At 50.3% G+C, this 25,285-nt stretch carries 20 protein-coding genes; 16 read left to right on the top strand and 4 right to left on the bottom strand.

The window, feature by feature from the left end:
• Positions 1 to 223 precede the first annotated feature (223 nt).
• Positions 224 to 1,285, top strand: coding sequence for a uroporphyrinogen decarboxylase family protein (locus NQ502_RS08155; protein WP_028529875.1), 1,062 nt, complete (start codon positions 224 to 226; stop codon positions 1,283 to 1,285).
• Between the two features lie 46 nt (positions 1,286 to 1,331).
• On the opposite strand, the gene ptsP is transcribed toward NQ502_RS08155, so the two are convergent.
• From ptsP to NQ502_RS08135, 4 genes are all read right to left on the bottom strand, one after another.
• Entirely contained in the window at positions 1,332 to 2,939 is a 1,608-nt protein-coding gene (gene ptsP / locus NQ502_RS08150; RefSeq protein WP_028529874.1) for a phosphoenolpyruvate--protein phosphotransferase, read from the bottom strand.
• Positions 2,940 to 2,975: 36 nt separating this feature from the next.
• Positions 2,976 to 3,233: an HPr family phosphocarrier protein gene (locus NQ502_RS08145; RefSeq protein WP_028529873.1), complete on the bottom strand. Its 258-nt coding sequence runs from the start codon at positions 3,231 to 3,233 to the stop codon at positions 2,976 to 2,978.
• A gap of 225 nt (positions 3,234 to 3,458) precedes the next feature.
• Positions 3,459 to 4,919: a glycoside hydrolase family 32 protein gene (locus NQ502_RS08140; protein ID WP_028530070.1), complete on the bottom strand. Its 1,461-nt coding sequence runs from the start codon at positions 4,917 to 4,919 to the stop codon at positions 3,459 to 3,461.
• Positions 4,920 to 4,947: 28 nt separating this feature from the next.
• Positions 4,948 to 6,813 (bottom strand): PTS beta-glucoside transporter subunit IIBCA, encoded by a 1,866-nt coding sequence (locus NQ502_RS08135; protein WP_028530069.1) that lies wholly within the window; start codon positions 6,811 to 6,813, stop codon positions 4,948 to 4,950.
• A gap of 369 nt (positions 6,814 to 7,182) precedes the next feature.
• Here NQ502_RS08135 and NQ502_RS08130 point away from each other — a divergent pair, with 369 nt between their 5' ends.
• The 15 genes from NQ502_RS08130 (at position 7,183) to NQ502_RS08060 (ending at position 25,272) form a co-directional block, all read left to right on the top strand.
• Positions 7,183 to 8,181 carry a LacI family DNA-binding transcriptional regulator gene (locus NQ502_RS08130; protein WP_028530068.1) on the top strand — a complete coding sequence of 333 codons (999 nt, stop codon included), beginning with the start codon at positions 7,183 to 7,185 and terminating at the stop codon, positions 8,179 to 8,181.
• 154 nt (positions 8,182 to 8,335) lie between these two features.
• Positions 8,336 to 9,022, top strand: coding sequence for an ABC transporter ATP-binding protein (locus tag NQ502_RS08125; RefSeq protein ID WP_028530067.1), 687 nt, complete (start codon positions 8,336 to 8,338; stop codon positions 9,020 to 9,022).
• Positions 9,009 to 11,600 carry an ABC transporter permease gene (locus tag NQ502_RS08120; RefSeq protein WP_028530066.1) on the top strand — a complete coding sequence of 864 codons (2,592 nt, stop codon included), beginning with the start codon at positions 9,009 to 9,011 and terminating at the stop codon, positions 11,598 to 11,600. Before NQ502_RS08125 ends, NQ502_RS08120 begins: the two co-directional genes overlap by 14 nt.
• A gap of 245 nt (positions 11,601 to 11,845) precedes the next feature.
• A complete protein-coding gene (locus tag NQ502_RS08115) occupies positions 11,846 to 13,021 on the top strand; it encodes an ABC transporter substrate-binding protein (RefSeq protein ID WP_028530065.1) in 1,176 nt (391 codons plus the stop codon).
• A gap of 128 nt (positions 13,022 to 13,149) precedes the next feature.
• The gene (locus tag NQ502_RS08110) at positions 13,150 to 13,932 is read left to right on the top strand and encodes an ABC transporter permease (RefSeq protein ID WP_028530064.1); all 783 of its coding nucleotides are present in this window, start codon (positions 13,150 to 13,152) and stop codon (positions 13,930 to 13,932) included.
• A complete protein-coding gene (locus NQ502_RS08105; RefSeq protein WP_028530063.1) occupies positions 13,932 to 14,723 on the top strand; it encodes an ABC transporter permease in 792 nt (263 codons plus the stop codon). Before NQ502_RS08110 ends, NQ502_RS08105 begins: the two co-directional genes overlap by 1 nt.
• Entirely contained in the window at positions 14,696 to 15,478 is a 783-nt protein-coding gene (locus tag NQ502_RS08100) for an ABC transporter ATP-binding protein (protein ID WP_407691153.1), read from the top strand. The genes NQ502_RS08105 and NQ502_RS08100 overlap by 28 nt, the downstream gene beginning before the upstream one ends.
• A 15-nt stretch (positions 15,479 to 15,493) precedes the next feature.
• Entirely contained in the window at positions 15,494 to 16,255 is a 762-nt protein-coding gene (locus NQ502_RS08095; RefSeq protein ID WP_028530061.1) for an ABC transporter ATP-binding protein, read from the top strand.
• A gap of 4 nt (positions 16,256 to 16,259) precedes the next feature.
• Positions 16,260 to 17,792 carry a sulfatase gene (locus NQ502_RS08090; protein ID WP_028530060.1) on the top strand — a complete coding sequence of 511 codons (1,533 nt, stop codon included), beginning with the start codon at positions 16,260 to 16,262 and terminating at the stop codon, positions 17,790 to 17,792.
• Positions 17,793 to 17,810: 18 nt separating this feature from the next.
• A complete protein-coding gene (locus NQ502_RS08085) occupies positions 17,811 to 18,914 on the top strand; it encodes a uroporphyrinogen decarboxylase family protein (RefSeq protein ID WP_028530059.1) in 1,104 nt (367 codons plus the stop codon).
• Between the two features lie 3 nt (positions 18,915 to 18,917).
• A complete protein-coding gene (locus NQ502_RS08080; protein WP_028530058.1) occupies positions 18,918 to 20,399 on the top strand; it encodes a sulfatase-like hydrolase/transferase in 1,482 nt (493 codons plus the stop codon).
• Positions 20,396 to 21,748, top strand: a complete 1,353-nt coding sequence (locus NQ502_RS08075) for a sulfatase-like hydrolase/transferase (RefSeq protein WP_049898449.1) — start codon at positions 20,396 to 20,398, stop codon at positions 21,746 to 21,748. The genes NQ502_RS08080 and NQ502_RS08075 overlap by 4 nt, the downstream gene beginning before the upstream one ends.
• Positions 21,723 to 23,249, top strand: a complete 1,527-nt coding sequence (locus NQ502_RS08070) for a sulfatase (RefSeq protein WP_028530057.1) — start codon at positions 21,723 to 21,725, stop codon at positions 23,247 to 23,249. The genes NQ502_RS08075 and NQ502_RS08070 overlap by 26 nt, the downstream gene beginning before the upstream one ends.
• A gap of 15 nt (positions 23,250 to 23,264) precedes the next feature.
• Positions 23,265 to 24,053 (top strand): sulfite exporter TauE/SafE family protein, encoded by a 789-nt coding sequence (locus NQ502_RS08065; RefSeq protein ID WP_028530056.1) that lies wholly within the window; start codon positions 23,265 to 23,267, stop codon positions 24,051 to 24,053.
• A gap of 76 nt (positions 24,054 to 24,129) precedes the next feature.
• Positions 24,130 to 25,272 (top strand): anaerobic sulfatase maturase, encoded by a 1,143-nt coding sequence (locus NQ502_RS08060; RefSeq protein ID WP_028530055.1) that lies wholly within the window; start codon positions 24,130 to 24,132, stop codon positions 25,270 to 25,272.
• Positions 25,273 to 25,285: the final 13 nt, after the last annotated feature.

The raw sequence follows: 25,285 nt of genomic DNA, 5'->3' as shown, positions 1-25,285 counted from the left end.
CCGGCTTACCCGTCCGATGCCCAAGTGAAGCTGCAAGCAGGCTTGCCCATTCATTTGGGCGCCGTCCGGGACTTTCACAGTAAATATTTTAACATATTTCATAATATCCGACAACATTCCAAACGGGAATGACCTCATGCAAATCCGTAAATATGCAGATGATAAAGTACCGCGTATACTTTAGTTCAGGAGCTAATCGTTGACATTGTATCAGGGAGGGTTTATGAACAAATATCCATTTAGAGAAGCAGAAGAACTAAGAGAACTGGAAGTGTATCCGAAATTTCCGATGCCGTACGGTGAGCCGGGGGCGGTCATCCGCAGGTTCAATACTCCGATCACACCGAAGGAGAATTTTGAACGCATGTGCAATGGGGAGGGACCTCTGTGGATTCCGAACTATTATGTGGATTTCAATTTTATCCAGCCGCTTGCGATGAAGGATGCGGTGGCAAGATGGCATGGGGGAGAAGACTGGTTTGGAATCGAATGGCAGTATGAACCTCTGACAAATTCGGCAATGGTCAAACCGGGAACCAGAAGATTAAGTGATATCACAAATTGGGAAGAAGAACTGGAATTTCCGGATCTTAATGCCATTGACTGGCAGAAAAATTATGATGAAGAATATAAAGGGAAGATCAGCCCGGACAGGCCGACCATGTTCGTCATCGTGAACGGACTTTTTGAGCGCACAGCCGATCTGACCAGCTTTGAAGATGCATTCTGCTATCTGCTGGAGGAGCCTGAAGCACTCCATGCATTTTACACGAAACTGACGGAATGGCATATTCAACTGATCAGGATTGCCAGGGAAATATACGGGGCAGATGTGATCACGTTCCACGATGATATGGGAACCCAGAGGAGCCCGTTTTTTGCAACCAAACTGTATCGCGAGATCCTCCTTCCGCATTATAAGAGAATGACGGATGCTGCCCATGAGATGGGACTTCGCGTGATTTCTCATTCCTGCGGATGTATTGAGTCTCATGTGAGTTCGATCATAGATGCTGGATTCGACGGATGGGAAGGTCAGGATAACAGTAATGACAAACAGATGACGATGGACGTCTACGGCGACCGTCTCTTCCAGAGCAGTATCTTCGTACCGGCGCCGGATATGCCGGAAGAAGAGGCTCTGGCTGAGCTGGAGCGCATGGTGAATGCACTCGGGCCGAAAGGGAGATTTATGATATGGCTGAATACATTGAATGAGCCGTATCTGACAAAAGGAAGTGAGCTGATCTATAAGCTGTCCAGAAAAATGTACAGCGGAGATTAAACAGTGATTAATCTGAGGCGGGTGAAATTCATCCGCCTCAGATAGTTTATACTTTTAAAATTTCCTTCCGCACAGGCAGCACCATGTTTGGTGTCACGGACAGCTCATCAATGCCCATCTCGATAAAACGCTCAGTAAGCGTAAGGTCTGCCCCGAGTTCTCCGCAGATGCCGACCCAGGCCCCGTGTTCGTGCCCGTTTTTGACAACCTGTTCGATCAGCCGCAGAAGCGCCGGGTGGTGGGCGTCATAGATCGCGTCAAGCTTCGGATTCTGGCGGTCGATTGCCAGTGTGTACTGGGTCAGGTCATTCGTACCGATGCTGAAGAAATCCACCTCCTGTGCAAGTTCATCGCTCATGATGGCGGCAGCGGGGGTCTCGATCATGATGCCGGTCTCGACGTCCTGACAGGGAATGCCTTCTTCGGAAAGCTCCTGCTTTACTTCGGCGAGTATCTTTTTTGCTTCGATGATTTCCTGACGGGAGATGATCATCGGAAACATGATTGCAAGTGTGCCATACACGGAGGCGCGCAGGATGGCCCGGAGCTGCGTCCTGAAGATATCCCTCCGGTCGAGGCAAATCCGAATCGCCCGGTAGCCCATCGCGGGATTTTCTTCTTTCTCGAGATTGAAGTAATCCACCTGTTTGTCGGCTCCGATGTCCAGGGTCCGGATAATCACTTTTTTCCCTGCCATGGTTTCTGCAACCGTCTGATAAGCCTGAAACTGTTCCTGTTCCGTGGGATAGTGGTCTGACTCAAGATACAAAAATTCTGTCCGGAACAGCCCGATGCCCTCCGCGTCGTTTGCAAGTACATTTGCCAGGTCTCCTGTGCTTCCGATGTTGGCGTACAGATGAATCTTCTTCCCGTTTCTGGTAATGGTTTCCCTGCCCTTGACTTCCTGCAGAAGCGCGCGTGCCTGATCCGCTTCCTCCTGCTTTTTGTGCAGCATCGCGAGGGTCTCCTCGTCCGGATCGATATACAGCATGCCGGTATGACCGTCGACGGCAGCGAGTTTCCCATCCCATTCTTCGGGGACGGAGATGCCGATCAGTGCGGGGATGTTCATAGAGCGTGCAAGAATCGCCGTATGGGAGTTGGCAGAGCCAAGTTCCGTCACAAATGCCAGCAGCAGGTTTTTGTCAAGCTGAATGGTCTCACTTGGTGCAAGGTCCTGTGCGGCAAGTATGACCGGTTCGCGAAGTACCGTTTCTGTCTGGGTGCCGGTCAATCCCGCGATCACGCGCTCGGAAATATCCTTGACATCAGCGCTTCTTGCCTGAAAATATTCGTCATCCATAGCCGCAAACATTTCTGAAAAATTGTCCCCGGTCTTTGCGACAGCGTACTCAGCATTGACGTTCTGTGTCTCGATCATATTGAGCACGGAATCAGTGTAATCATCGTCCTCCAACATCATCGCATGCACTTCAAAAATCTGCGCATGCAGCTCACCGACTTCCTGTACGGCTTTCTCATAGATCTGGTGCAGTTCTTCCACTGCATGGTCCCGCGCCTCAAAGTAACGTTTCTTTTCAGCCTCCGGCGCTTCGATTTTTTCCCGTTTTACCGGTTGTCTTTCCTTTCCGTAGACGGAAAGCTTTCCAATCGCGATTCCGTGAAAGATCGCTTTGCCCTGTCTGCATTCCATATGACCCCTCCCCCGGCGTTTATGCCGTTCTTTTTATCAGAAGTTTTCCTTGAAAAAAGTTTCCATTTCAGCCGATACGGCATCTTCATCTTCGCCCTCAACAGTCACAGTTACTTCACTGCCTTTTTTGGCTCCCAGACCCATGATTGCCATAAGCTTCGTTGCTTCTGCTTTTTTACCGCCGCAGCTGATGGTGATGACCGCCGGAAATGATTTTGCCTTTTTAACGAGCAGACCTGCCGGTCTTGCGTGGATACCTACCTCATCTGTGATCACATACTGAAAATTTCTCATAACATTGTTCCTCCATTTTTTGTTTTATGATGTTGGGGTCAAAAGGTCTTTTGCCCCCAACTGATGCCTACGGCTTGCTCCGCACTTCGTGCTCCCGCAATCCTGTAAACATTCGGAATCCGCTGATTTACTGAGTAAATCGCTTCTTCCTCATGTTTGGCGGGTCCCAAGATCAAATGCCTTATCATGCAAGCATGAACGGTATTTGACCTTTTGACCCTGGCATCATTTTATTTTCTTATTATTATATTGTACATCCATTTTCTTAAGTTCCCAGAGCTGCAGCGTGCATACGGTACCCGTAAGTGACAGCTCTGTCTTCGTTACGTCAGACGGATAGTACTTTGTGGTAAATACAAGTTCTCCATGATTGATATAGATCTCCAGCATGGAAGTGTCTTTTAAGATTCGAAGCTCCTTGATCCCCTTTTGCCCTTTCGGAAGCCTCGCCCTCCGGCAGGTCCGTCCTGCGCCCGTATCATTTAAAAATGTCAGAGTGATCAGCCCGTCTGTACACGCCAGCACCAGGTCATCGCCGAAACGAACGGACTGATCGTTTCCTGCCAGTGTAAGCTGCAGGTCAAAAGCCGCCGCCTGAATCACATTTTCATCCAGGGACAGACCTTCGCCATGGAGAAGGTCAAGCTCCTGTACCGGATACTGTCTGAGCAGCTCTCCGTCAAAGGTCAGTTCCCGGGGGACGGTCAGGGCATGCTGCCATCCCTCAGCGATGGCGGGAGCGTTTCCGTAACGTTCTTCCTCCGGGATCCCCGCCCAACCGATCAGAATGCGCCGTCCCCGGCCGTCCGTAAATGTCTGGGGGGCATAGAAATCAAAGCCATGATCCAGCTCGCAGAATGCTTCTGGATGACATGTGTAATCGGAATTTTCCAGTGTGAAGTCCTCACACAGGAAATACCCGGACTGATAAAGATTCTGATACCGTTCGGTTTCTGCCGGAAGGCCCTGCGGGCAGCACAGCAGGAACCATTTTCCGCTCATTTCAAACAGATCCGGGCATTCCCACATATAGCCGAATGCTTCTTTGGCAGTCATTTCTTTCAGCAGGAACCATACTTTTTTGTCGGGTGAGGTATAGATCATCACCGCACCGTGCTCATCCGTCCTGCGGCCGCCGAGTACCATATAGTACTGCCCGTCCTGTTTCCATACCTTCGGATCACGCACATGGCAGGTGTAGGTCTGAGGATAATCCCGGTTGGTGAGCAGCAGCTGTTTGCCGGCAAAGTTTGTTCCGTCTTTACTTACAGTATATAATATATTTGCCTGTCTGCCATCAGAAATATAGTCAAAATCGCCCGTTTCCTTTACATTTCCCGTATAAAATACTTCCAGGTCCCCGTCGTCCGTAAATGCGCAGCCGGAGTAGACGCCGTCGCGGTCCCAGATGGAGTCCGTCACGAGCGGAGTGCCCTGATATTCCCAGGTTACCATGTCAGCCGATGTGTAATGTCCCCAGAATTTCCGGCCGCTGCCGTCCGGGGCTTCCGGTGAATACTGGAAAAACACATGGAAGGTATCATGGTACACGCATAATCCGTTCGGATCGTTCAGCCAGCCCACGGGCGGCATCAGGTGGAAACGGAGACGATATTTTTCATCGGATATACGGGGATATGCTGCTTCGGCTGCATCTATCTGTCTTAATATATCTGTTTTTTTCATAAATCCTCCGGTTTGTTGAATACAGTAATTATCTGACTTCCAGGATCTGCTCCAGAAGATCTACTTTTCCGGAGGCAGTCATCCGGACTTCCTCGTAATCATCGGAATTGGTGACGATGACTGGGGTCGTCAGATCGTAACCTGCGGATGCGATTCCGGCAAGATCAACGGTGAGCAGAGGCTGACCTGCTTTCACGGTATCGCCTTCGGCTACGTGTGCTGTGAAATACTGTCCGTTCAGCTCCACGGTGTTGATCCCCACGTGGATCAGGAGCTCCATTCCGTCGTCCGTTGTGATGCCGACGGCGTGTCTGGTGTCGAAGATCGTGCTGATCTTGCCGTTTACCGGTGCCGCGACTTCTCCGGATTCCGGGACGATCGCCATTCCTTTTCCGAGTATCTCAGCTGCGAAGGTGTCGTCCGGGACTTCAGCCATCGGGATCACAGTTCCCTGCATCGGGCTGTATACTGCATGTTTCTTAACTTCGAGTGTCTCGGGTGCTTTTGCAGTTTCGGTATGATCTTCCGCCTCTTTATAGAGCAGCCAGGAGATGATAAATGAGACTGCCGATGCCACAAGGATGACCAGAGCATACTGCAAGGTGTAGTTCGTAGTGATCAAAAATCCAAAGATACCGGTGATCCCGTATGCGGTAGCCCCGACACCGAAGAGGCCGGCCACCAGCCCTCCGCAGGCGCCGCCGATGCATCCGGCGATGAAGGGCTTCATATAACGGATGTTGACACCGAAGATTGCCGGCTCTGTGATTCCGAGGAATGCAGACAGGGAAGCGGGGAGTGCGATTGCTTTTGTCTTTCTGTTATGGGTTTTTAATGCGAGTGCCAGTGCTGCGGCGCCCTGTGCCACATTTGCTGCGGTTGCGATCGGCATCCAGGTGTTTATCCCGATACTGCTCAGAAGTCCTGCTTCCAGCGCATTATACATATGATGGACGCCGGCGACGACCGTAGGTGCATAGGCAGCTCCGATCAGCGCGCCACCGATCCCGAAAGGCACCGCGATCAGCGCCTGGGCTCCCGCAAGTACGTAGTTCTCGAGGGTTGAGAAGACAGGGCCGATGACTGTCAGAGTCAGATAACCCGTCACAAGCACTGTGACAAGAGGCGTGACAAACAGGTCGATCATCTCAGGGACGATCTTATGCAGCTTCTTCTCGATCGTGCACATCAGCCAGACAGCTATCACAACGGGGATCACGTGCCCCTGGTAGCCCACAAGATTGATGTCATAGAGACCGAACCAGGCGGCTGCCGACGGAATGTCTGCCGCTTCCATGCCGGCAACACTCCAGGCGTTCAGCAGATCCGGATGAATCATGATCATGCCAATGACTGCTCCGAGGAACAGATTGCCGCCGAATGTCTTAGCGGCGCTGACGGCGATCAGCACCGGCAGGAATACGAACGCCGCATTGCTGAACAGATGGATAATCGTATATGTTCCGGAACCTGTCATAGCCGGCCACACATTGGCAAGTCCCTCTAAGAGGCCCATCAGCAGACCGCTTGCTACGATCGCAGGGATGATCGGTACGAAGATATCACCGAGTGTCTTGACTGCACGTTTGAAAATATTCTGCCTCTGTGCGGCTGCCTTTTTCACATCCTCTTTGCTGGATTCGGTGATTCCGGAAATTTTTATAAATTCATCGTAAACCTTATTGACGACACCTGTTCCGAAAATGATCTGGAGCTGACCGGACGCCTCAAATACTCCCTTGACTCCGTCGATATTCTCCAGTGCCTCTTTGCTGCATTTTTTGTTGTTGCCGATCACGAGGCGCAGCCTCGTTGCACAGTGTGCGGCTGAGACGATATTTTCCCTGCCTCCGATATGTTGATATACCGCATTTGCTACCTTGCCATAATCCATGACTTTCCCTCCTGTTTAAAAAAATCGCTCATTATGTGAAAACGTTCCCATGATGTGAAAAGCACATATTTGCCGTATAACCTATTATGTCAAAAAAAACTGTGAGATTTAATGTGGAATCGATTTCATATTGTGGTTTTATTGTAATCCCTGTAAGTCAAATTGTAAATTGACAGAACACACAAATATTACACCGTGTTTTTGTGCACTTTCTTGGTCTGACGGAAAATGCGCCGGAGGCGGGGCATTTCGTTTGACATTACATTTGCAGAATGCTAATATTTTCAGTATGGAATCGTTCTCTCACAGGCATCATATGGAGTGCAGAACGATGAGTAACGTGCATCTATCAGGAAAGCAGGAAAATTTATGAATATCAATGAAATTGCAAAACTGGCAGGGGTTTCCCGTGCCACCGTCTCCAGGTATTTAAATAACGGTTATGTCAGTGAAGAGAAAAAAGAGCGTATCCGGAAGATCATTGAAGAGACAGGGTATCAGCCCTCCAGTTCCGCTCAGACATTGCGCAGCAAAAAGACAAATTTTATCGGAGTGATCATACCGAAGATCAATTCGGATTCCATCAGCCGTATGGTATCCGGGATCAGCAGCACACTTGCGGGCGCGGGGTATCAGATGCTGCTGGCGTGCACACATAATCATGAAAAGGAAGAACTCAGGTTTCTGAATCTTTTTAAGGAGAACCATGTGGACGGCGTTATCCTGCTGGGAACTATTTTTACAGCGGAGCACAGGAAAGTATTGAAAAGCCTGTCTGTTCCCATTGTTATTCTGAGCCAATATCTGAGCGGTTATTCATGCGTGTATTCGGACGATTACCGCGCCGCATACGATCTGACATCATATCTGGCCGGGACAGGGACACGCATCGGTTATCTCGGCGTGACGGAGAAGGATGAGGCGGTCGGAAAGGAGCGTCTGCGCGGTGTGCGGGAGGCACTGCAGGACAATCACCAGACACTGCCCGATGAATATATTCGGGAGTGCATGTTTGATATGGAGTCGGGGGCTGCGCAGGCGAAGGCGCTGCTTGCGGATGTACCGGACATCGACACGGTGATCTGCGCTACGGATACAATTGCGGCGGGAGCCCTGCAGTTTCTGAAATCTGCCGGAAAACGGGTGCCGGAGGATATCCAGATTGCAGGCATCGGAGACAGCTCACTGTCAAGGGTGACGGAGCCGTCCCTCACGACAGTGCATCTGTATTATGAAGAAGCGGGGACGGAGGCAGCGAGACTTTTGTTTGATCTGATACAGAATGGGGAGGCAGCGATTCAGAAGGAAGTGAAACTTGACTGTAAGCTGATCGTGCAGGGATCGACGCGGGGCGGGGAGCAGCTATGAAAAAGGCAGCAGACAACACTCAAAATCTTTCAAATCTGTTAGATTTCGGAAAGTATATGGAAAGATTCATCTGTTATAATCTGTGTAAAGCTAAACATACGCTTTACACAGATTTTTTTGCACATATGTAACAGTTCGGGAATGGAGGATGGATATGAAGATTCTGGAAACATTAGATCTGAGAAAATATTATGGGAGCGGCGACACGCAGGTGCGTGCACTCGATGGGGTCAGCATTCAGATTGAGGAGGGTTCTTTTACTTCGGTGGTCGGGACGTCCGGCAGCGGTAAATCTACGCTTCTCCATATGCTGGGAGGTCTCGACCGGCCGACTGCAGGGAGTGTGACGGTGGATGGAAAGGATATTTTTTCTTTAAAAGATGAGGAGCTGACGATCTTCAGGAGGAGAAAGATTGGATTTGTCTTTCAGAGTTACAATCTGGTTCCGGTACTGAACGTCTATGAAAATATTGTGCTTCCGATTGAACTGGACGGCGGTGAGATTGACGGCGATTATGTAAAAGATGTCATATCTCTGCTGGGACTGAAAGAGAAGCTTTATAATCTGCCGTCACAGCTCTCAGGGGGACAGCAGCAGCGTGTGGCCATCGCCAGGGCGCTTGCGACGAAGCCCGCCATTGTACTGGCGGATGAGCCAACGGGAAATCTGGATACCGGGACGAGTCAGGATGTTCTGGGTCTGATGAAGGTTACCGCGGACAGGTTCGGTCAGACGATCGTAATGATCACACACAATGAGGAGATCGCACAGCTGGCGGACCGTATCATCCGGATTGAGGATGGAAGGGTGAAAGGCGGTGGCACGTATGCCAAATGTTAAGAATAAGAGTGTGGTGAGAAGGCTGTCCGACCGCAGCCTCAAGGCTAACAGGATGAGGAACAGCATAGCGGTGATCGCAATTATTCTCACTACGGTACTGTTCACCTCACTGTTTACGATCGGCATCGGACTGGGGCAGTCGATGCAGCAGCAGACGATGCGCCAGAGCGGCGGGAATGCACATGGAGCGTTTAAAGGAATCAGCCGGGAAGAATATGAGAAACTGAAAGCGACAGGGATACCGGAGGACATGGCGGATAATATGATATGCGCTGACAGGATACTGAATCCGGAGTTTCTGAAACGGCACGTGGAGTTCTGGTATTATCCGGAAGATAAGCTGGACTGGTATTTTATCGAGATTTCCGGAGGGCACTTCCCCCGGGAGGCAGACGAAATCATGATGGATACCATGTCGCTGGAGCTGCTCGGCATTCCATGCCGGGAGGGTGAGCAGGTCACGCTTCAGATGAGCATGGGGGAGTACAGGGAGCCGTTTGACAGGACGTTTACACTGAGCGGCTGGTATGAACCGGACCCCGCGCTGAATGTCGGGTTCGGACTGGTCTCGAAGGCGTATCTGACGGAGCATGCGCAGGAACTTCGGCAGGCGGCTTCAGAAAATGAATCCGGGAATGTGGGAAAGATATTTGCGTATGTAAAATTCTCAAATTCCCGTAACATCCAGGAAAAGATGGATGAGATGATAGAAGCTGCGGGATATTCCGCAGATCCGGACAGCCCGGATTATATTGAAAATAATGCGAACTGGGCGTATCTGTCTGACGGTACCGGAGAGATTGATGCGATATCCGTGATTGGAATGGGAGCGGTGCTGCTGATCATCCTGACGGCGGGATATCTGATCATCTATAATATTTTTCAGATTTCGGTTGTGAAGGATATCCAGTTCTACGGACTGCTGAAGACGATCGGGACGACGGGGCGCCAGATCAAGAAAATCATCCGCCGCCAGTCCTGGCGCATGTCGGTTGTGGGGATTCCGCTGGGGCTGGTCGTTGGTTTTATCATAGGCAAGCTGCTGCTGCCGGTGATATTTAACGTGTCAACGTCCAGCGGAAAGTATGCGGTGGTGACGCCGAACCCGGCGATTTTCATCGGAGCGGCCGTTTTTACGCTGTTTACCGTGTGGATCAGCACGATGAAACCGGCGCGGACTGCAGCGAGGGTTTCTCCTGTCGAGGCGGTATCCTATACGGGTCTGGCGAGCAAAAAGAGAAGGAAAAAACATAAAAAAACGGCGGGGGGAGCCAAACTCTACCGGATGGCAATGTCCAATCTTGGAAGAAACAGAAAGCAGACGGTCGTGGTGCTGCTGTCGCTGTCTTTGTCGGTCATTCTGCTGAACAGTGTATTTATGATTCTCCACTCGTTTGACACGGACAAATACCTGGAGCGGTTTGTGGATACGGATTATCTGATCGGTCACGCGGATTATTTTAATTATGGCTACAGAGGCGATGATCCGAATCAGGCGGTGAGCGAGAATTTTATCAACAATGTGCAGAGTCAGGAAGGATTCGAAGCGGGTGGGAAACTGTACGGATCCAGCGGTATTTTCGTTGACAGAGAATCCTATCAGGTGCCGCCTGAGGTTGCAAGGGCATCGGACGGAACCGTCCTTTATCCGGATTCGCCCCGTCCGGCGAATGTGGATCAGAATGGTAATTATTCCGGGTTTCTGTACGGGATGGAAGACCTGCCGCTGTCCAGGCTGAAGATCTGGAAGGGTGAGACAGATCCCGATGTCATCCGAGAGAAGTTAAACACAGGCAAATACATTCTGGGAACGGTGACGGTGGATGATGACGGGAGAGTGGAAGAGTATGCAGCCATGCATCAGGTCGGCGATATGATTACACTGAAGGACCGGGAGGGGAAAGTGATCGGTACGTATGAGATCCTTTCCATCGTAAAATCAAACTATTATCCGCAGACATGCAGGATCGGCTTCTCGTTCAGCTACTATACCACGGCGGAACAGTATGGAAACGTGGCCTCGGAAGATCTGGTCATGACGTATGCATTCAATGTGCGGGATGACAGGGAAGAGGCGATGAATCAGTTTCTGAAACAGTACACGGATAACGTGGAGCCGACGATGAATTATGAGTCCAAATTTTCCTGGCTGGGAATCTTCGATGATATGACTTCGATGTTTACGACAGTCGGTATGGCGTTGGCTCTGGTGGTGGGGCTGATCGGAATCCTGAATTTCATCAATTCCATTCTGACGGGGATCATCACACGGCGGAAGGAATTTGCGATGCTTGAGAGCATCGGCATGACGTCGGGACAGCTGAAAAAGCTGATGATGCTGGAGGGCATTTATTATGCGGCATTCACTGCCCTCACATCAACACTGCTCACCCTCATTTTTTCCTTCACGGCTCTGCGGACTGCCGCTAATGCTCTGTGGTTTATGAGTTTCCGTTTTACCATGGTGCCGATGCTGGCAGTGATTCCGATACTGCTGGTGTTGGGAGCAGCGGTCCCGCTCACTGCGCTGAAAGCAGGAGGAAAGCAGCCGGTAGTGGAGCGTTTGAGAGAAAATTAAAGAAGTTATATCAGGCGAGGTCAGGTTGTTGGCAAATTAAAGTTGCCGGCAGCCTGATTTTTTTGTGCTGTGAGTACTTTGTTTATTTCTGGAAAAATTTTTGACTTTTTTGCAATTTCGTGGTCAAGAAGTCAAAAATTCTAAAAAACAGGTCAAAATATTAATAGTTACAAAACATTGAAATCTATATAATGTAACCATAGTCATTCAGGAGACGGAAATACTAAAAAGAAAGGGAGCTGTATATGAAAAGAAAAACATGGAAAAAAATGACAGGGATTGCACTCGCTGCAATCATGGCTGCAGCAGCACTTGCAGGCTGCGGATCAAAAGCTTCGGAAGAGAAGGAAGAGCCAAAGCAGAACACGGAGGAGAGCAGTGATGCCTCAAAAGACGCTGCTGATACCGAAAAGGCGGATCAGGACACGGTGGATTCCGGCGAGCTGAAGGGAAGCGGAGAAACTCTCGTGGTTGGCGTACAGCCGTGCAGTTTCTGCTATCCGGTCATCTACGCAAGTGAAAAAGGTTACTTTAAGGATGCCGGACTGGATGTGGAATACATCGTGTTTGACAACGGTTCATCCATGAACGAGGGCCTGGCAGCACAGCAGCTGGATATCGGAGTCAACGGCCTGGCAACGATCTATACGGTCTGCGGCGGCGTCTGTGATCTGATCGCTGAATCGGAAGCTGCCGGAACAGGTGCAATCTATGCGAGACCTGACAGCGATATTGCAAAAGCGTCTGAGATAGACGGTATGAAGGGAAGCAAAGAGACACTGGAAGGTGTAACCTGTCTTGGAGCTACCAGTACGCTGACACAGCAGCAGGCCTATGCGTATATGAACAAATTCGGGCTGACAGCAGGAAAAGACTATGAATTCCTGAACATGGATTATTCCACAGCAAATCAGGCTTTTATCGCCGGGGAAGGTGATATTATTTCTGTCGACGGACTGAATTACATTGATGAACTCGAGAAAGCCGGCATGGTAAAGATCTGTGACTATGCGGCAGCTACAGGAAGTCCGTACTGCTCCGGTATCGTGTCAAGAAGAGACGTGAGCCAGGAACGTGCAGATGATGTGACCTTGTTCCTGAAAGTCTTCTACGAGACTGCAGATGAGCTGATGAATGATATGGATACCTTCCACAAAGGATACCTGGATTACGTACTTGAGAACGGACGGGAATATACGGAAGAAACTGTTGCGGCTGAAATTGAAGCGCGTCCGCTGTTTACAAAAGAGACCATGGAGAAAGATGATTACGTGCTCGGTACCAGTACTATCTCTGCCGCAAAATTCTTCGCTGAGATCGGAGTAATCGAGGAGGCAAATCTGGACAACCTGAAGAACATCGATCCTAGTTTCCTGAATAAAGCGCTGGATCTGGATGTAAAAGTAGCCACGCTGGATTAGTTCGACTGGCAGGGCACATAAAAGTATAAGAACCGGCTGACAAAAAGCAACAGGGTAACTTCATTAATTACTTGTGAATGGTTGCCCTGTTGTTTTGTCTAAAAAAACAAAAAGAGAGGATATTTGCCGTGAAAAGAAAGAAGAGTAAATATTTATGGATATTGAGTGTGGCGACGATTGCCTTCATTCTGTTTATATGGTGGCTCGTCACAGACGGACTGGGAATTTTTACGCCGAATACGCTGCCGAGTCCGATCAAGATCGTACAGACATTTATCAAAAAACTGACGGACCCGAATCCGGACGGTGCAACGCTGCTTGCACATCTCGTATCCAGTCTGAAAATCGTATTATCAGGATACCTGCTGGGCGTCGTGATCGGAGTACCGCTTGGTATCGTAATGGCGTGGTATGAAAAAGCAGACCTGATGGTCCGCCCGGTATTTGACATGATTCGTACGGTACCCGGTATTGCCTGGGTTCCTGTCATGGTTGTATTCTTAGGCATTGGTTTTACATCAAAAGCCGTCGTTATCTTTATCGGGGCGGTCGTAGCAAATGTTATCAATGCATATTCAGGGATCAAGCAGACGAAACAGGTTCATCTTTGGGTAGGTGCTACCTTTGGCGCATCCAACTGGCAGCTGCTTCGCAGGATTGCCATTCCTTCGGCGTTCCCGATGATCATCAACGGGTTAAAGCTTTCACTGGGAGGTGCATGGACGACGATCGTAGCGGCAGAACTTCTGGCATCCAATAAAGGTGTCGGCTACATGATTCAGCAGGCGCGCGGGATTCTCCGCCCGGATATCATCATCGTCGGTATGTTTGTCATCGGTATCGTTGGTTCGCTGCTGATGCTTCCGATTTCTCTGATCGAGAAAAAGGTAATGAAAGGGGGTAAGTGGTAATGCAGACAAAGACACCCGCTCAGGAGCGAAGAGATAAAATTGTATACGGTACACTTGCCGTATTTATTTTCCTGGTCATCTGGTACCTGGTTACGAAACTTACGGCGTTCGGAGAGATATTCCCCGACCCGATCACAGTGCTGGCAAACATTGGTGATAAATTTGTCAATCCGCTGGGAAAAGTGACACTGGTCGGTCACATTCTGGTTTCGATCCGCCGTGTAATGGTTGCGTTTGTCGTCGCGGCGGCCGGCGGTATTGTCCTTGGCGTTACGATGGGATGGTACCCGGTGGTGGAATCCATCTTTAAACCGGTGATCGAATTCCTTCGTCCGATCCCGCCGATTGCATGGATTCCGATCTCCATCCTGTGGTATGGTTTTTCAGAGATGTCAAAGTACTTTCTGATCTTCCTCGCATCCTTCTTTGTCATCACGATCAGTGTGTATTCCGGTGTAAAATCCGTGGATCCGATGCTGATCCGTGCAGCCAAGATGCTGGGGGCAAAAGACAATCAGCTGTTTACGACGATCATTATTCCTTCCGTCGTTCCCTACATATTTTCCGGTCTTCAGGTGGCGCTTGGAAACAGCTGGGCGAGTATCGTCGCCGCCGAGATGGTACAGTCCAATATGGGTGTGGGCTGGATCATTATCACCGGACAGCAGAGCAGTAATATGGTACAGATCGTGACCGGTATCGTGTGTATCGCAGTTGTCGGTATGTTGCTTGTAATGATTATGAGAGGATTGGAGAGTAAATTATGCGCATGGAACAAACAGGGAAGATGAAAGAAGACTTCATCGTATGTCAGGATGTCATGGAAGAATTTCCGAGAGCCGATGAAGGTATGTTCCGGGTTGCCGAGAATCTTAATTTTACGGTGAAAGAAAACGAATTTCTGGTGCTGTTCGGCCCGGGGCAGTGTGGAAAAACTTCTATATTAAATATGATAGCAGGTTTTGACCTTCCGACAAAAGGAAGCATCATTGTCGACGGCAAAGAGGTTAAGGAACCCGGCGCGGAGCGCGGCATGGTATTTCAGACGACGTGCCTGTTTCCGTGGCTGACAGTGATGGGAAATGTAGAATATGGTCCGAAGGTCCGCGGAGTCGGCAAAAAAGAGCGCAGAGAGAAGGCGCAGCATTATATCGACCTGGTCGGACTGCAGGGTTTTGAGAATCATTTTCCGGTGAAGATCTCAGGCGGCATGAAGCAGCGTGTCGGCATCGCACGCGCCTACTGCAATGAGCCGGTCGTGATGCTGATGGATGAACCGTTCGGCCACCTCGACGCACAGACACGTTATCTGATGCAGGAAGACCTGATGAAGATCTGGGAACAGGAAAAGCGCACGGTCATCTTTGTCACCAATAATATTGAGGAGGCGCTGTATCTGGCGGACCGCATACTGGTGCTGACAAACTGTCCGACGAAAGTGAAAGCGGAATATAAGATTGATCTGCCGAGACCCCGTGATTACACGGATCCTGCGTTTTTGAGTCTCAGAAAAGAGATCAGTGAAATTGTAGATCATACACTGTAGGACTGGAGGGAAATAATGGAAGCTAAAAAAACACAGGAAACAGGAGCCAGGGTGGAGGTTAAAAACCTGACGAAGAAGTTCGGCGACCTCCTCGTGCTGGATGATATTTCTTTTAATGTTGAGAAGGGAGAGTTCCTCTGCATCGTAGGTCCTACCGGCTGCGGAAAGACGACGTTCTTAAACAGTCTGACAAAGCTCTATGATCTGACTGCCGGGGAAATCCTCGTAAACGGGGAATCAGTAGATCCCAAGAAACACAATATCTCCTATATTTTTCAGGAGTATTCGGCGATGCCGTGGCTTTCCGTTGAGGACAATATCCGTTTTGGGCTGGACATCAAAGGCGTGCCGAAGCAGGAGGCGCAGGAGAATGTGGAGGAGATGCTGGACATCGTAGGGCTTACCAAATTCCGGAAGCAGTATCCGCATCAGCTGTCTGCAAGCATGCTGCAGCGTGTCAGTATCGCCCGCGCGTTTGCGACGAAACCGGAGCTGCTTTTGATGGATGAGCCGTACGGCCAGCTGGATATCGAGCTGCGGTTTAAGCTGGAGGATGAACTGATCAGACTGTGGGAGAGGCTTGGAACGACAGTTCTGTTTATCACCCACAATATTGAGGAGGCCGTCTACCTTGGTCAGAACATCATGGTGCTGACAAATAAGCCGACGAAGGTGAAGACGGTCATTCCGGACACGATGCCGCATCCGAGGGATGTCACAGCGCCGGAATTCGTAGAGCTGCGTAACCATGTGACAGATATGATTAAATGGTGGTGATAAAATGCGTGCGATTGTACTGATGCTGGACAGCGTCAACCGAAGATTTTTAAAATGTTATGGCTCAGAAGAACCGGCAATCACTCCAAATATCGACCGTCTGGCAGAGCGCGGGGTAGTATTCGATAATCACTGGGTGGGAAGCTCTCCCTGCATGCCGGCGCGAAGAGATATGTTCACGGGGCGCCTGAGTTTTCTGGAGTGCCCGTGGGGCGGGATACAGCCCTGTGACGATACACTGCCGCGCATTCTGCGGCATCACAACATTTTCAGCCATATGGAGACCGATCACTTCCATTATGCGGAGATGGGCGGGGAGGATTATATGAATCAGTTCACCTCCTGGCACCTGAACCGCGGTACCGAGCATGACGCGATCAACCTGAGACCATGCCGGGCGGGGATACCGGATATCAGCTGCGCAGACAGTCCGAAGGAAGATTGTCTGGGAATTTATTCCCGTTCATATCAGGCGACAAAGACCAGGTACGGAGGAAAAAAAGAAAATTACTCAACGGCGCGCACGTTTGACCGTGCGGCTGCGTGGCTTGAGGAATCCCGGGATGCAGACCAGTTCCTGCTCTGGGCGGAGGGATTTGATCCGCATGAGCCGTTTGATGTACCGGATGAATTTCTGGACAAGTACAGGGAATGCTGTGACTTCGACGAGAACTTTTTCTGGCCGCCGTATGATGTGACGGATGGGTATACGGATGAACAGATCACACAGATCAAATACCGTTATCAGGCGCTGCTGACCATGTCCGATTATTATATCGGAAAGATCCTGGATGTGATGGACAGATATGACATGTGGAAGGACACCGCGGTGATTTTTACGACGGATCACGGTTATCTGCTGGGGGAACACGGGTACTTTGCAAAGAACTATATGCCGGACTATAACGAACTGATGCATATCCCGATGATCGTCTGCCATCCGGATCACACCCCGGGGCGGATTGGAGCGGTTACCCAGAACATTGATCTGCTTCCGACGATGCTGGATATCTTTGGAATCCCGGTCGGGGAAACGGCAAATGAGCTCCACGGAAAGAGCGTGATGCCGCTGATCGATGGCAGCAGGGAAAAGAACAGGGACTATGCACTGTTCGGACAGTTTGGGAAAAACGTCAACATGACAGACGGACATTACGTATACATGCGTGCGCCCGTACATAAGGAAAATCAGCCATTATACATCTATACCACGATGCCGTATATACTCGGAGAATCGATTGGGCTGGATATGATGCAAAAAGAGACCTTCCGGAATATCGAATGTGTGAGACTTCCCTGGACGGACTATCCGATGCTGAAGTTCTCGACAAGGGATGTGAGGTGTGATACGACGCAGGGATTTAACGACCGTTTCCCGTACTGTGGGGAGAGCATGCTGTTTGACATACAGAAGGATTATGCTCAGGAGCATCCGATCTGTGATGCGGGTCTGGAGCGGACGTTCTGCAATATTTTAAAAGATGAGATGAAAAAAATAGATACTCCGCCGGAACAGTTCGAACGGCTGGGAATTTAAGAAGGGATTGTGACAGACATGAAAGAGATGATGACAGCAAAGGATCGCTGGCTGGCAGCTATGACGATGCGGCCGGTGGACAGAATTCCGGTATGGGCAAAGCTTGGCTCGTCTTATCCGAAATATCAGCGGGAACCGTTTAAAAACATGTCGATTTTAAAGCTGCAGCAGTATGTCGGCAGTGACCGACATGAATGGATTCTTCCGTCAGGGAGAATCGAGTTTAAGAACGGCGCGGGCATGGAAAAATCAAATGAAAACGGTGATATCACCATAAAGTACATCACAAAGTACGGGACATGTGTGAACAGAAGGAAGATTGATCCGGAGACGGAGTCCATGCATCCGACGGACATGTGCATCAAGACGCTGGAAGACATTAAGATTATGACGGAATGGTACAACAGCAGTGAGTTTGTCTTTGACAAAGATGCAAACGACATTGCAAAAGCCAGATACGCCGAATGCGGGCAGGATGCCGTGGTTTCGGAGGTTGTTGTGGAGACCCCCTTTATGTACTATCTCGAATATCTGGCGGGGATCGCCGAGGGACATATCCTGCTGGCGGATTATGAGGATGAGATCGAGGCGCTTTTTGAGGCCGAGGATCGTTGGTGTCAGAAACGTGTGCAAAATGAGGTGGAGCACAGCCCGGCGGACATTCTGTACATAGAGGAGAATACGTCGACGACGACGCTGTCGCCGACACAGTTCCGGAAATACTGCGTGCCGTATCTGGAGAAGTACACGAAGATGATGCAGGATGCGGACAAGCTGGTGGCTTACCATATGTGCGGACATCTGAAGCTGCTGCTCTCTGATCTGAATCAGCTGCCGAACCAGGCTCAGGAGGCATTTACGCCGCCGCCGTTCGGGGCTGCGACTCTCATCGAGGGACGCGCCGAATGCCCGGGGAAATGTTTGATCGGAGGATGCGGTGCCGGACAGTGGGTGATGGATGATCCGGATAAGATCATCGCGTACATAGAAGAACAGTTATCCAGGCTTCCACATCACAGGGGCATCGTACTCACATCAGCGGGCGTGATGCCGCCGGGATGCAGTCCGGAGACGATCAGACAGGTATTTGACTGGGTGAAACAATACCCGAACAGGAACTAGCCTATGAAACACGCAGAGAAGAAAAATGTAATCGTGTTTATGACAGACCAGCAGGCAGGGGATACCCTGCTTTCTGACCATCCGGTGAAGACACCGAATATCGACCGTTTCCGCAAGTGGTCTGTCCAGTTTCCGCAGGCATACTGCCCGGCGCCTCACTGCTGTCCGAGCAGGGCCACTTTCTTTACCGGCCTCTATCCCGCTGAACACGGGGTATGGAACAACGTCGAGACCAGCATGGCAATTTCACGGGGACTGTATGACGGAGTGAGAGTATTGCCGGAGGTATTGAGAGAGAATGGATACCGCACCATTTTCTCAGGGAAATGGCATGTCTGTTCGTACGATGGACCCGAGAACCGGGGGTTCGATAAGGTACTGACGGAATATATATCAAACTACGGAAGGGGATCCAGGGACCACGTTCCAAGGTATACGGAGTGGACAGCAGAATATGGAGACCCCGATCAGATTGACGGATGTGACGAGACGTGGGAGCCGGGAAGGATCATTCGGCCGGGGTATCCGACATACCATACGTACGGAGTGGATGAGAATCCTTTTGGAGACACCGACACGGTGGAACTCGCGGTGCAGGAACTGAAAACGTATGAGGGGGATGAGCCGTTCTTTCTGTACATCGGAACGGTGGGGCCCCATGATCCCTACACACCTCCGCAGGAATTTCTGGATCTGTACGATCCGCAGGACATAGAGCTGCCGCCGTCATTTTCTGATGATATGCTGGACAAGCCGGCGATATACCGGCGTTCCAGAGAATTATTTTCACTGACCTCGGATGAACAGAAAGAAAACCTGCGCCGGTATTATGCATTTTGCTCCTATGAGGACTATCTGTTCGGAAAAGTCCTGGATGCCGTGGAGGAAAAGGGACTGCGGGAGAATACGGTGATTCTGTATCTGTCGGATCACGGAGACTATATGGGAGCTCACGGCTTATGGGCGAAGGGCCTTCCCTGTTTTCGGGAAGCTTATAACATCTGCGCCATGATAGGCGGCGCAGGTGTGACGGAGACCGGGATTAAAACCCCGCTGGTATCACTGGCTGATATGATGCCCACGATTCTTCAGCTTTGCGGAGCCGACTGTAATCTTTCATTCACCGGACGGTCGCTTGAACCGTTTCTCACGGGCAGTCAAAATCCGGATGACTGGCGGACAGAGATGTTTACCCAGACGAATGGAAATGAGATGTACGGGGTACAGCGTGCCGTATGGAACGATCGATGGAAATATGTGTTTAACGGCTTTGACTATGATGAACTGTATGATCTCACAGAAGATCCGCTGGAGATGAAAAACGTCATCTCTGAACCGCAAAATGCACGGATTGTCAAAGAGATGTGTACAAAAATGTGGGAGTTTGCAAGTCAGCATCAGGATGTATGCACCTGTCCGTACATTTTTCTCAGATTTGCGCCGTATGGACCCGGAATCATACATAAGAAAGGAAAAGAAAAATGAGCAAAAGGCCGAATATCCTGTTGTTTTTTACGGATCAGCAGCGGTGGGACACCTGCGGCTGCTACAATCCGAATCTGAATCTGACGCCTAATCTGGACAGTCTGGCTGCGGACGGCATGGTGTTTGAGAAGACGTATACCTGCCAGCCTGTCTGCGGTCCGGCAAGGGTTGCCATACAGAGCGGCATGTATCCGACGGCTATGGATTTTCACCATAATTGCTGTCAGGTGAAACCGGAAAAGATGACGAGCCTTGCCCAGTATCTGAACCGCGCAGGGTATCAGACCGGATATATCGGAAAGAATCACTGGTCACTGACTATGGACGGACCGGTGCCAAAGGAGCTGAGGCTGGGGTACAAGGACTGCTGGAAGGCGGTCGACGTGCTGGAGTACGCATCCCTTCCGTATGAAGGGCAGCTGTACGATGAGAATAACGAACGTATCGGATACGAACACAGATACCGCCCGGATTTCCTGACGGATCTCCTGCTCCAGTTTTTAGACGATCAGAAACAGGAGAAACCGTTTTTTATGATGATGTCCCTGATCGAACCGCATCATCAGAACTGTATGCACCGCTATGTGGCGCCGGACGGGTATGCAGACCGCTATCGGGACGCCTGGGTGCCGGGTGACTTAAGCTGCCGCAGGGGACAGGGAGACTGGGAGGAAAACCTTCCGGATTACTACGGAATTATTAAAAGGATCGATGAAAATCTGGGGCGCGTAATGGAAAACCTGAAGGAGAACCGGCTGTACGAGAATACCATTATTATCTTCACATCGGATCATGGAAGCCATTTCCGTACGAGAAACGGAGAATATAAACGTTCCTGCCATGAGGCGTGTACGAGAATACCCTTTGTCATCCACGGACCAGGTGTTCAAAGAGGCGTAAAAGAGTGGGAGCACCTGTTCAGCCTGCTGGACCTGCCCGCCACGATTCTGGATCTTGCGGGAGTGGAGGTTCCAAAGCATTACCATGGAAGATCAATTGTGCCGTTCCTGCGGGGTGAAGAGGTGGAGGAATGGCGTGATGAAGTATTCATCCAGATCAGTGAATCCCAGGTGGGAAGGGCGGTCTGTGACGGAAGGTATAAATATTCCGTGTCAGATCCCAGCCTGAACGGGGTGCGGGACAGCCGTTCGGACCATTATACGGAAGAATTTCTCTATGATCTGTTCAGCGACCCAGATGAGAACTGCAATCTGATCGACGATCCGGACTATGAAGAGGTGCGTAACTGTATGCGCCGCGCAGTGATACGAAACATTGAACGGTTTGAACGATATACACCTGAAATCAACAGGAGGGAATGCCATGAAAGCGATCATGATCTTGTGTGACACCGTAAACCGGCGGACACTTGATTTTTACAGTAAAACAGACCCGGCTTTTACGCCGAACCTGAACCGGCTGGTAAAAAGGGGAGTGGTCTTCGACAGCCACTGGTGCGGAAGCGCTCCCTGCATGCCAGCCAGAAAAGACCTGATGACGGGAAGGCTTAATTTTCTGGAAAAGCCATGGGGAGCAATGGAGCCCTATGACCAGACACTCCAGAAGGTACTGCAGGAAAAGAACGTACACAGCATGATGTTTGCCGATCACGCCCACTACCTGATTCCGGGAGGCGAGAACTACACCAAGGACTTTACCGCCTGGGATGTCTACCGGGGTCAGGAGGCGGATCCCTGGTGCATACAGCCCGATAAGACGGGGATCCGTAAGGAACGCCGTCCCGAGGGATGGAAAGGGGAATATTTTGAGGGGGAAGAGGCGAACAAGAGAAGATTTAAGACAGAGTATGACTACCCCAGTGTGAAGACGCTTTACAACGCGGCCCAGTGGCTCGAGGAAAATCATGATGCCGACAATTTCTTTCTGTGGGCGGAGGCATTTGACCCGCATGATCCGTATGATGCGCCGAAACATTATCTGGACCTGTATGAGACCGGGGATGACTACGACGGACCGGACTATACGCACCCGGACTATCAGCCGAATATCTTTACCGAGGCGGAAACCAGGCATCTGCGCAACCGTTATAAGGCGCTTCTCACCATGACGGACCGGCATATCGGAGAAATTCTGGATGTGATGGACAAATACGATATGTGGAAGGATACCATGGTCATATTTACAACCGATCATGGCTACCATATCGGAGAACACGGATTGATGGCAAAAAATTATATGGCACCGTACAACGAGGTGTTTCATATCCCGCTGATCGTCTGCCACCCGGAGGTGAAGCCGGGCCGGTGCAGCGCAGTGACTCAGAACATTGATGTGATGCCGACGCTGATGGAGTATTTCGGCGTCAGTGAAGAGGTGCTGCAGTATCCGCTCCACGGGCATAGCCTCATCGATCTTCTGAAGGGAAATGCTGACAGGGTGCGGGAGGGCGCCGTCTATGGCTACTTTGGAAAGCAGGTGGCATATACGGACGGCAGATATACTTACTTCCGTGCGGCGGCCGATGCCTCTAACCGTCCGCTGTTTGTGTATACGGCGGTGCCCAGCCTTCTCAGGCAGTACATGGGTGCGAATGATGCGGTGGATGTGTCCGATTATGACAAGATCAGCATGGGACGATATCTTTCCTGGACTGATTATCCGGTGTACCGTTTCCCGGCGGATATCATTCATTTTCATAATCCGTCCCAGGAATTTTCACAGCGGTCCGTATTCAACGAGGAGACGCTGCTGTTTGATCTGGAGAATGACTATGAACAGGAGCATCCGGTCTGCGATGCCGCACTGGAGGCGGACATGGCGGTAAAGCTGAAAGAATGTATGCGGCTGCATGATGCGCCCAAGGAACAGTTTGAACGACTTGGACTTTAAAGGGAGATAACAGGCATGGAATATATCATTATCGTATTGGTCAGCTTTTTTTCATCCGTTGTGGGATCAATCTGCGGAATTGGCGGCGGTGTCATCATCAAACCGGTGCTGGATGCCACAGGCATTATTCCTGTGAATACAATCAGCTTTTTGTCGGGCTGTACGGTGCTGTCTATGTCTGTAATCTCGGTGACAAAGAACCTCAGGGACAGTGCCCGCCCTGCGTTTGATAAGCGCATTGCGACGATGCTGGCCGTCGGAGCCGTAGCCGGAGGACTTCTTGGCAAAAGTCTTTATCAGAGGATCTTAAGCGGGCTTCCGGACAGTCAGAGGGTGGGCGCCGTCCAGGCGGGGGTGCTGCTCGCGGTGACTATCGGGACGCTGATATATACAATTTATAAAAAAAGAATCAACACGCTGCATGTAACCGGAAATGCGGCCTGCGTGATTATCGGCTGCATTCTCGGCATGATGTCGGCATTTTTGGGAATCGGAGGAGGACCCATCAATCTGGTGATACTTTTTTATTTCTTTTCCATGGGGACGAAGCAGGCGGCGGCTTATTCCCTGTATATCATCATGTTCTCGCAGACGGCGAGTCTGATCAGCAGTCTTGTGACCCGCCAGGTTCCAGAATTTACATTTCTGATGATCGCCCTCATGGTAATCTGCGGTGTGCTGGGTGGGCTTGCCGGTTCCAGGGCCAACAAGAAAATTGAAGAGAGATATGTAGACCGATTGTTTTTGGGATTAATGGTTGTAATTATACTGATAAATATATATAATATCATTAAATACATATAAATAAAGATGAGTTGTTGTAAAATACCAATATTTTACAACAACTTTATCGTCTTTCTTTTAACAAAGGAGTAAGCATATGCCGCCAATTAATATTTTAATCAAACCGGCCTCATCAAAATGTAATATGCGATGTAAATATTGTTTTTATTACGCAATTGCCAGCCAGCGCTGTGTTGCCGACATGGGAGTCATGAAGGATGAGACGCTGAGGGAGCTGATCCGAAGCGGAATCGAGTATGCAGACCATGTGGTGAGTTTTGCTTTCCAGGGCGGGGAACCGACGCTTGCCGGTCTTGAATTTTTCGAAAGAGTTATCCGGTATCAGGAACAGTATCTGAAGGAGTCTGGAAAAAAAGACCTGCATATTCATAATGCGATTCAGACGAACGGATTTCTGATCGATGAAAAGTGGGCAGCATTTTTTCACAGACACCATTTCCTCGTGGGGCTTTCACTGGATGGACCGGCAAATGTCCATGACCGCAACCGGGTGGACACCAGGGGAGAGGGCACTTTTGCAAGAGTCATGCAGACGGTGGAACTGTTTAACTGTTTTGAGGTTGAGTACAATGTCCTGAGTGTGGTTACCGGGCAAAACGCGATGTCAATCCGCCGGATGTACCGCTTTTTTTCTAAACAGAACTTCCGCTATCTGCAGTTTATCCCGTGCCTGGAGCCCCTGGAGGAAGAGCGCGGGACGGAGAGCTACCACCTGTCTGTACAGGAATACGGCGACTTTTTGATCAATATCTTTGATCTGTGGTACGCGGACTTTCAGCAGGGGAATTATATCAGTATCCGGCATATCGATAACTGGGTTCACCTCATGATGGGAGAAAAGCCGGAAGCGTGCAATATGAACGGCTGCTGCAGCATCCAGTTCGTCGTGGAGGGCGACGGAGGCATCTATCCGTGTGACTTCTACGTGTATGATGAGTGGAAACTGGGGAACGTGGGTGAGCAGACGTTTCAGGAGATTGTGGACAGCCCGAAAGCACAGAAGTTTATCACGGAGTCGCTTCCGGTACCGGAGGAGTGCAGAACATGCCGTTACGGCAGTCTGTGCAGAAACGGCTGCAGGAGAGACCGGATGCCGACGGAGGTGCCGGGCATACAGAAAAATTATTACTGCAAAGCGATATACCGCTTCTTTTCTGAACGGGAAAAGCAGCTGAGGGATGTTCTGCAGATTGTGCGAAACCGGCGGATGCGGGGATGACGGAAGATACTGA

Origin of the sequence: Ruminococcus gauvreauii (genome assembly GCF_025151995.1) — a bacterium.
GTDB classification, from domain to species: Bacteria; Bacillota; Clostridia; order Lachnospirales; family Lachnospiraceae; genus Ruminococcus_G; species Ruminococcus_G gauvreauii.
Note: the sequence above shows the minus strand (reverse complement) of the source record. Positions and strands in the feature narration are given on the sequence as shown.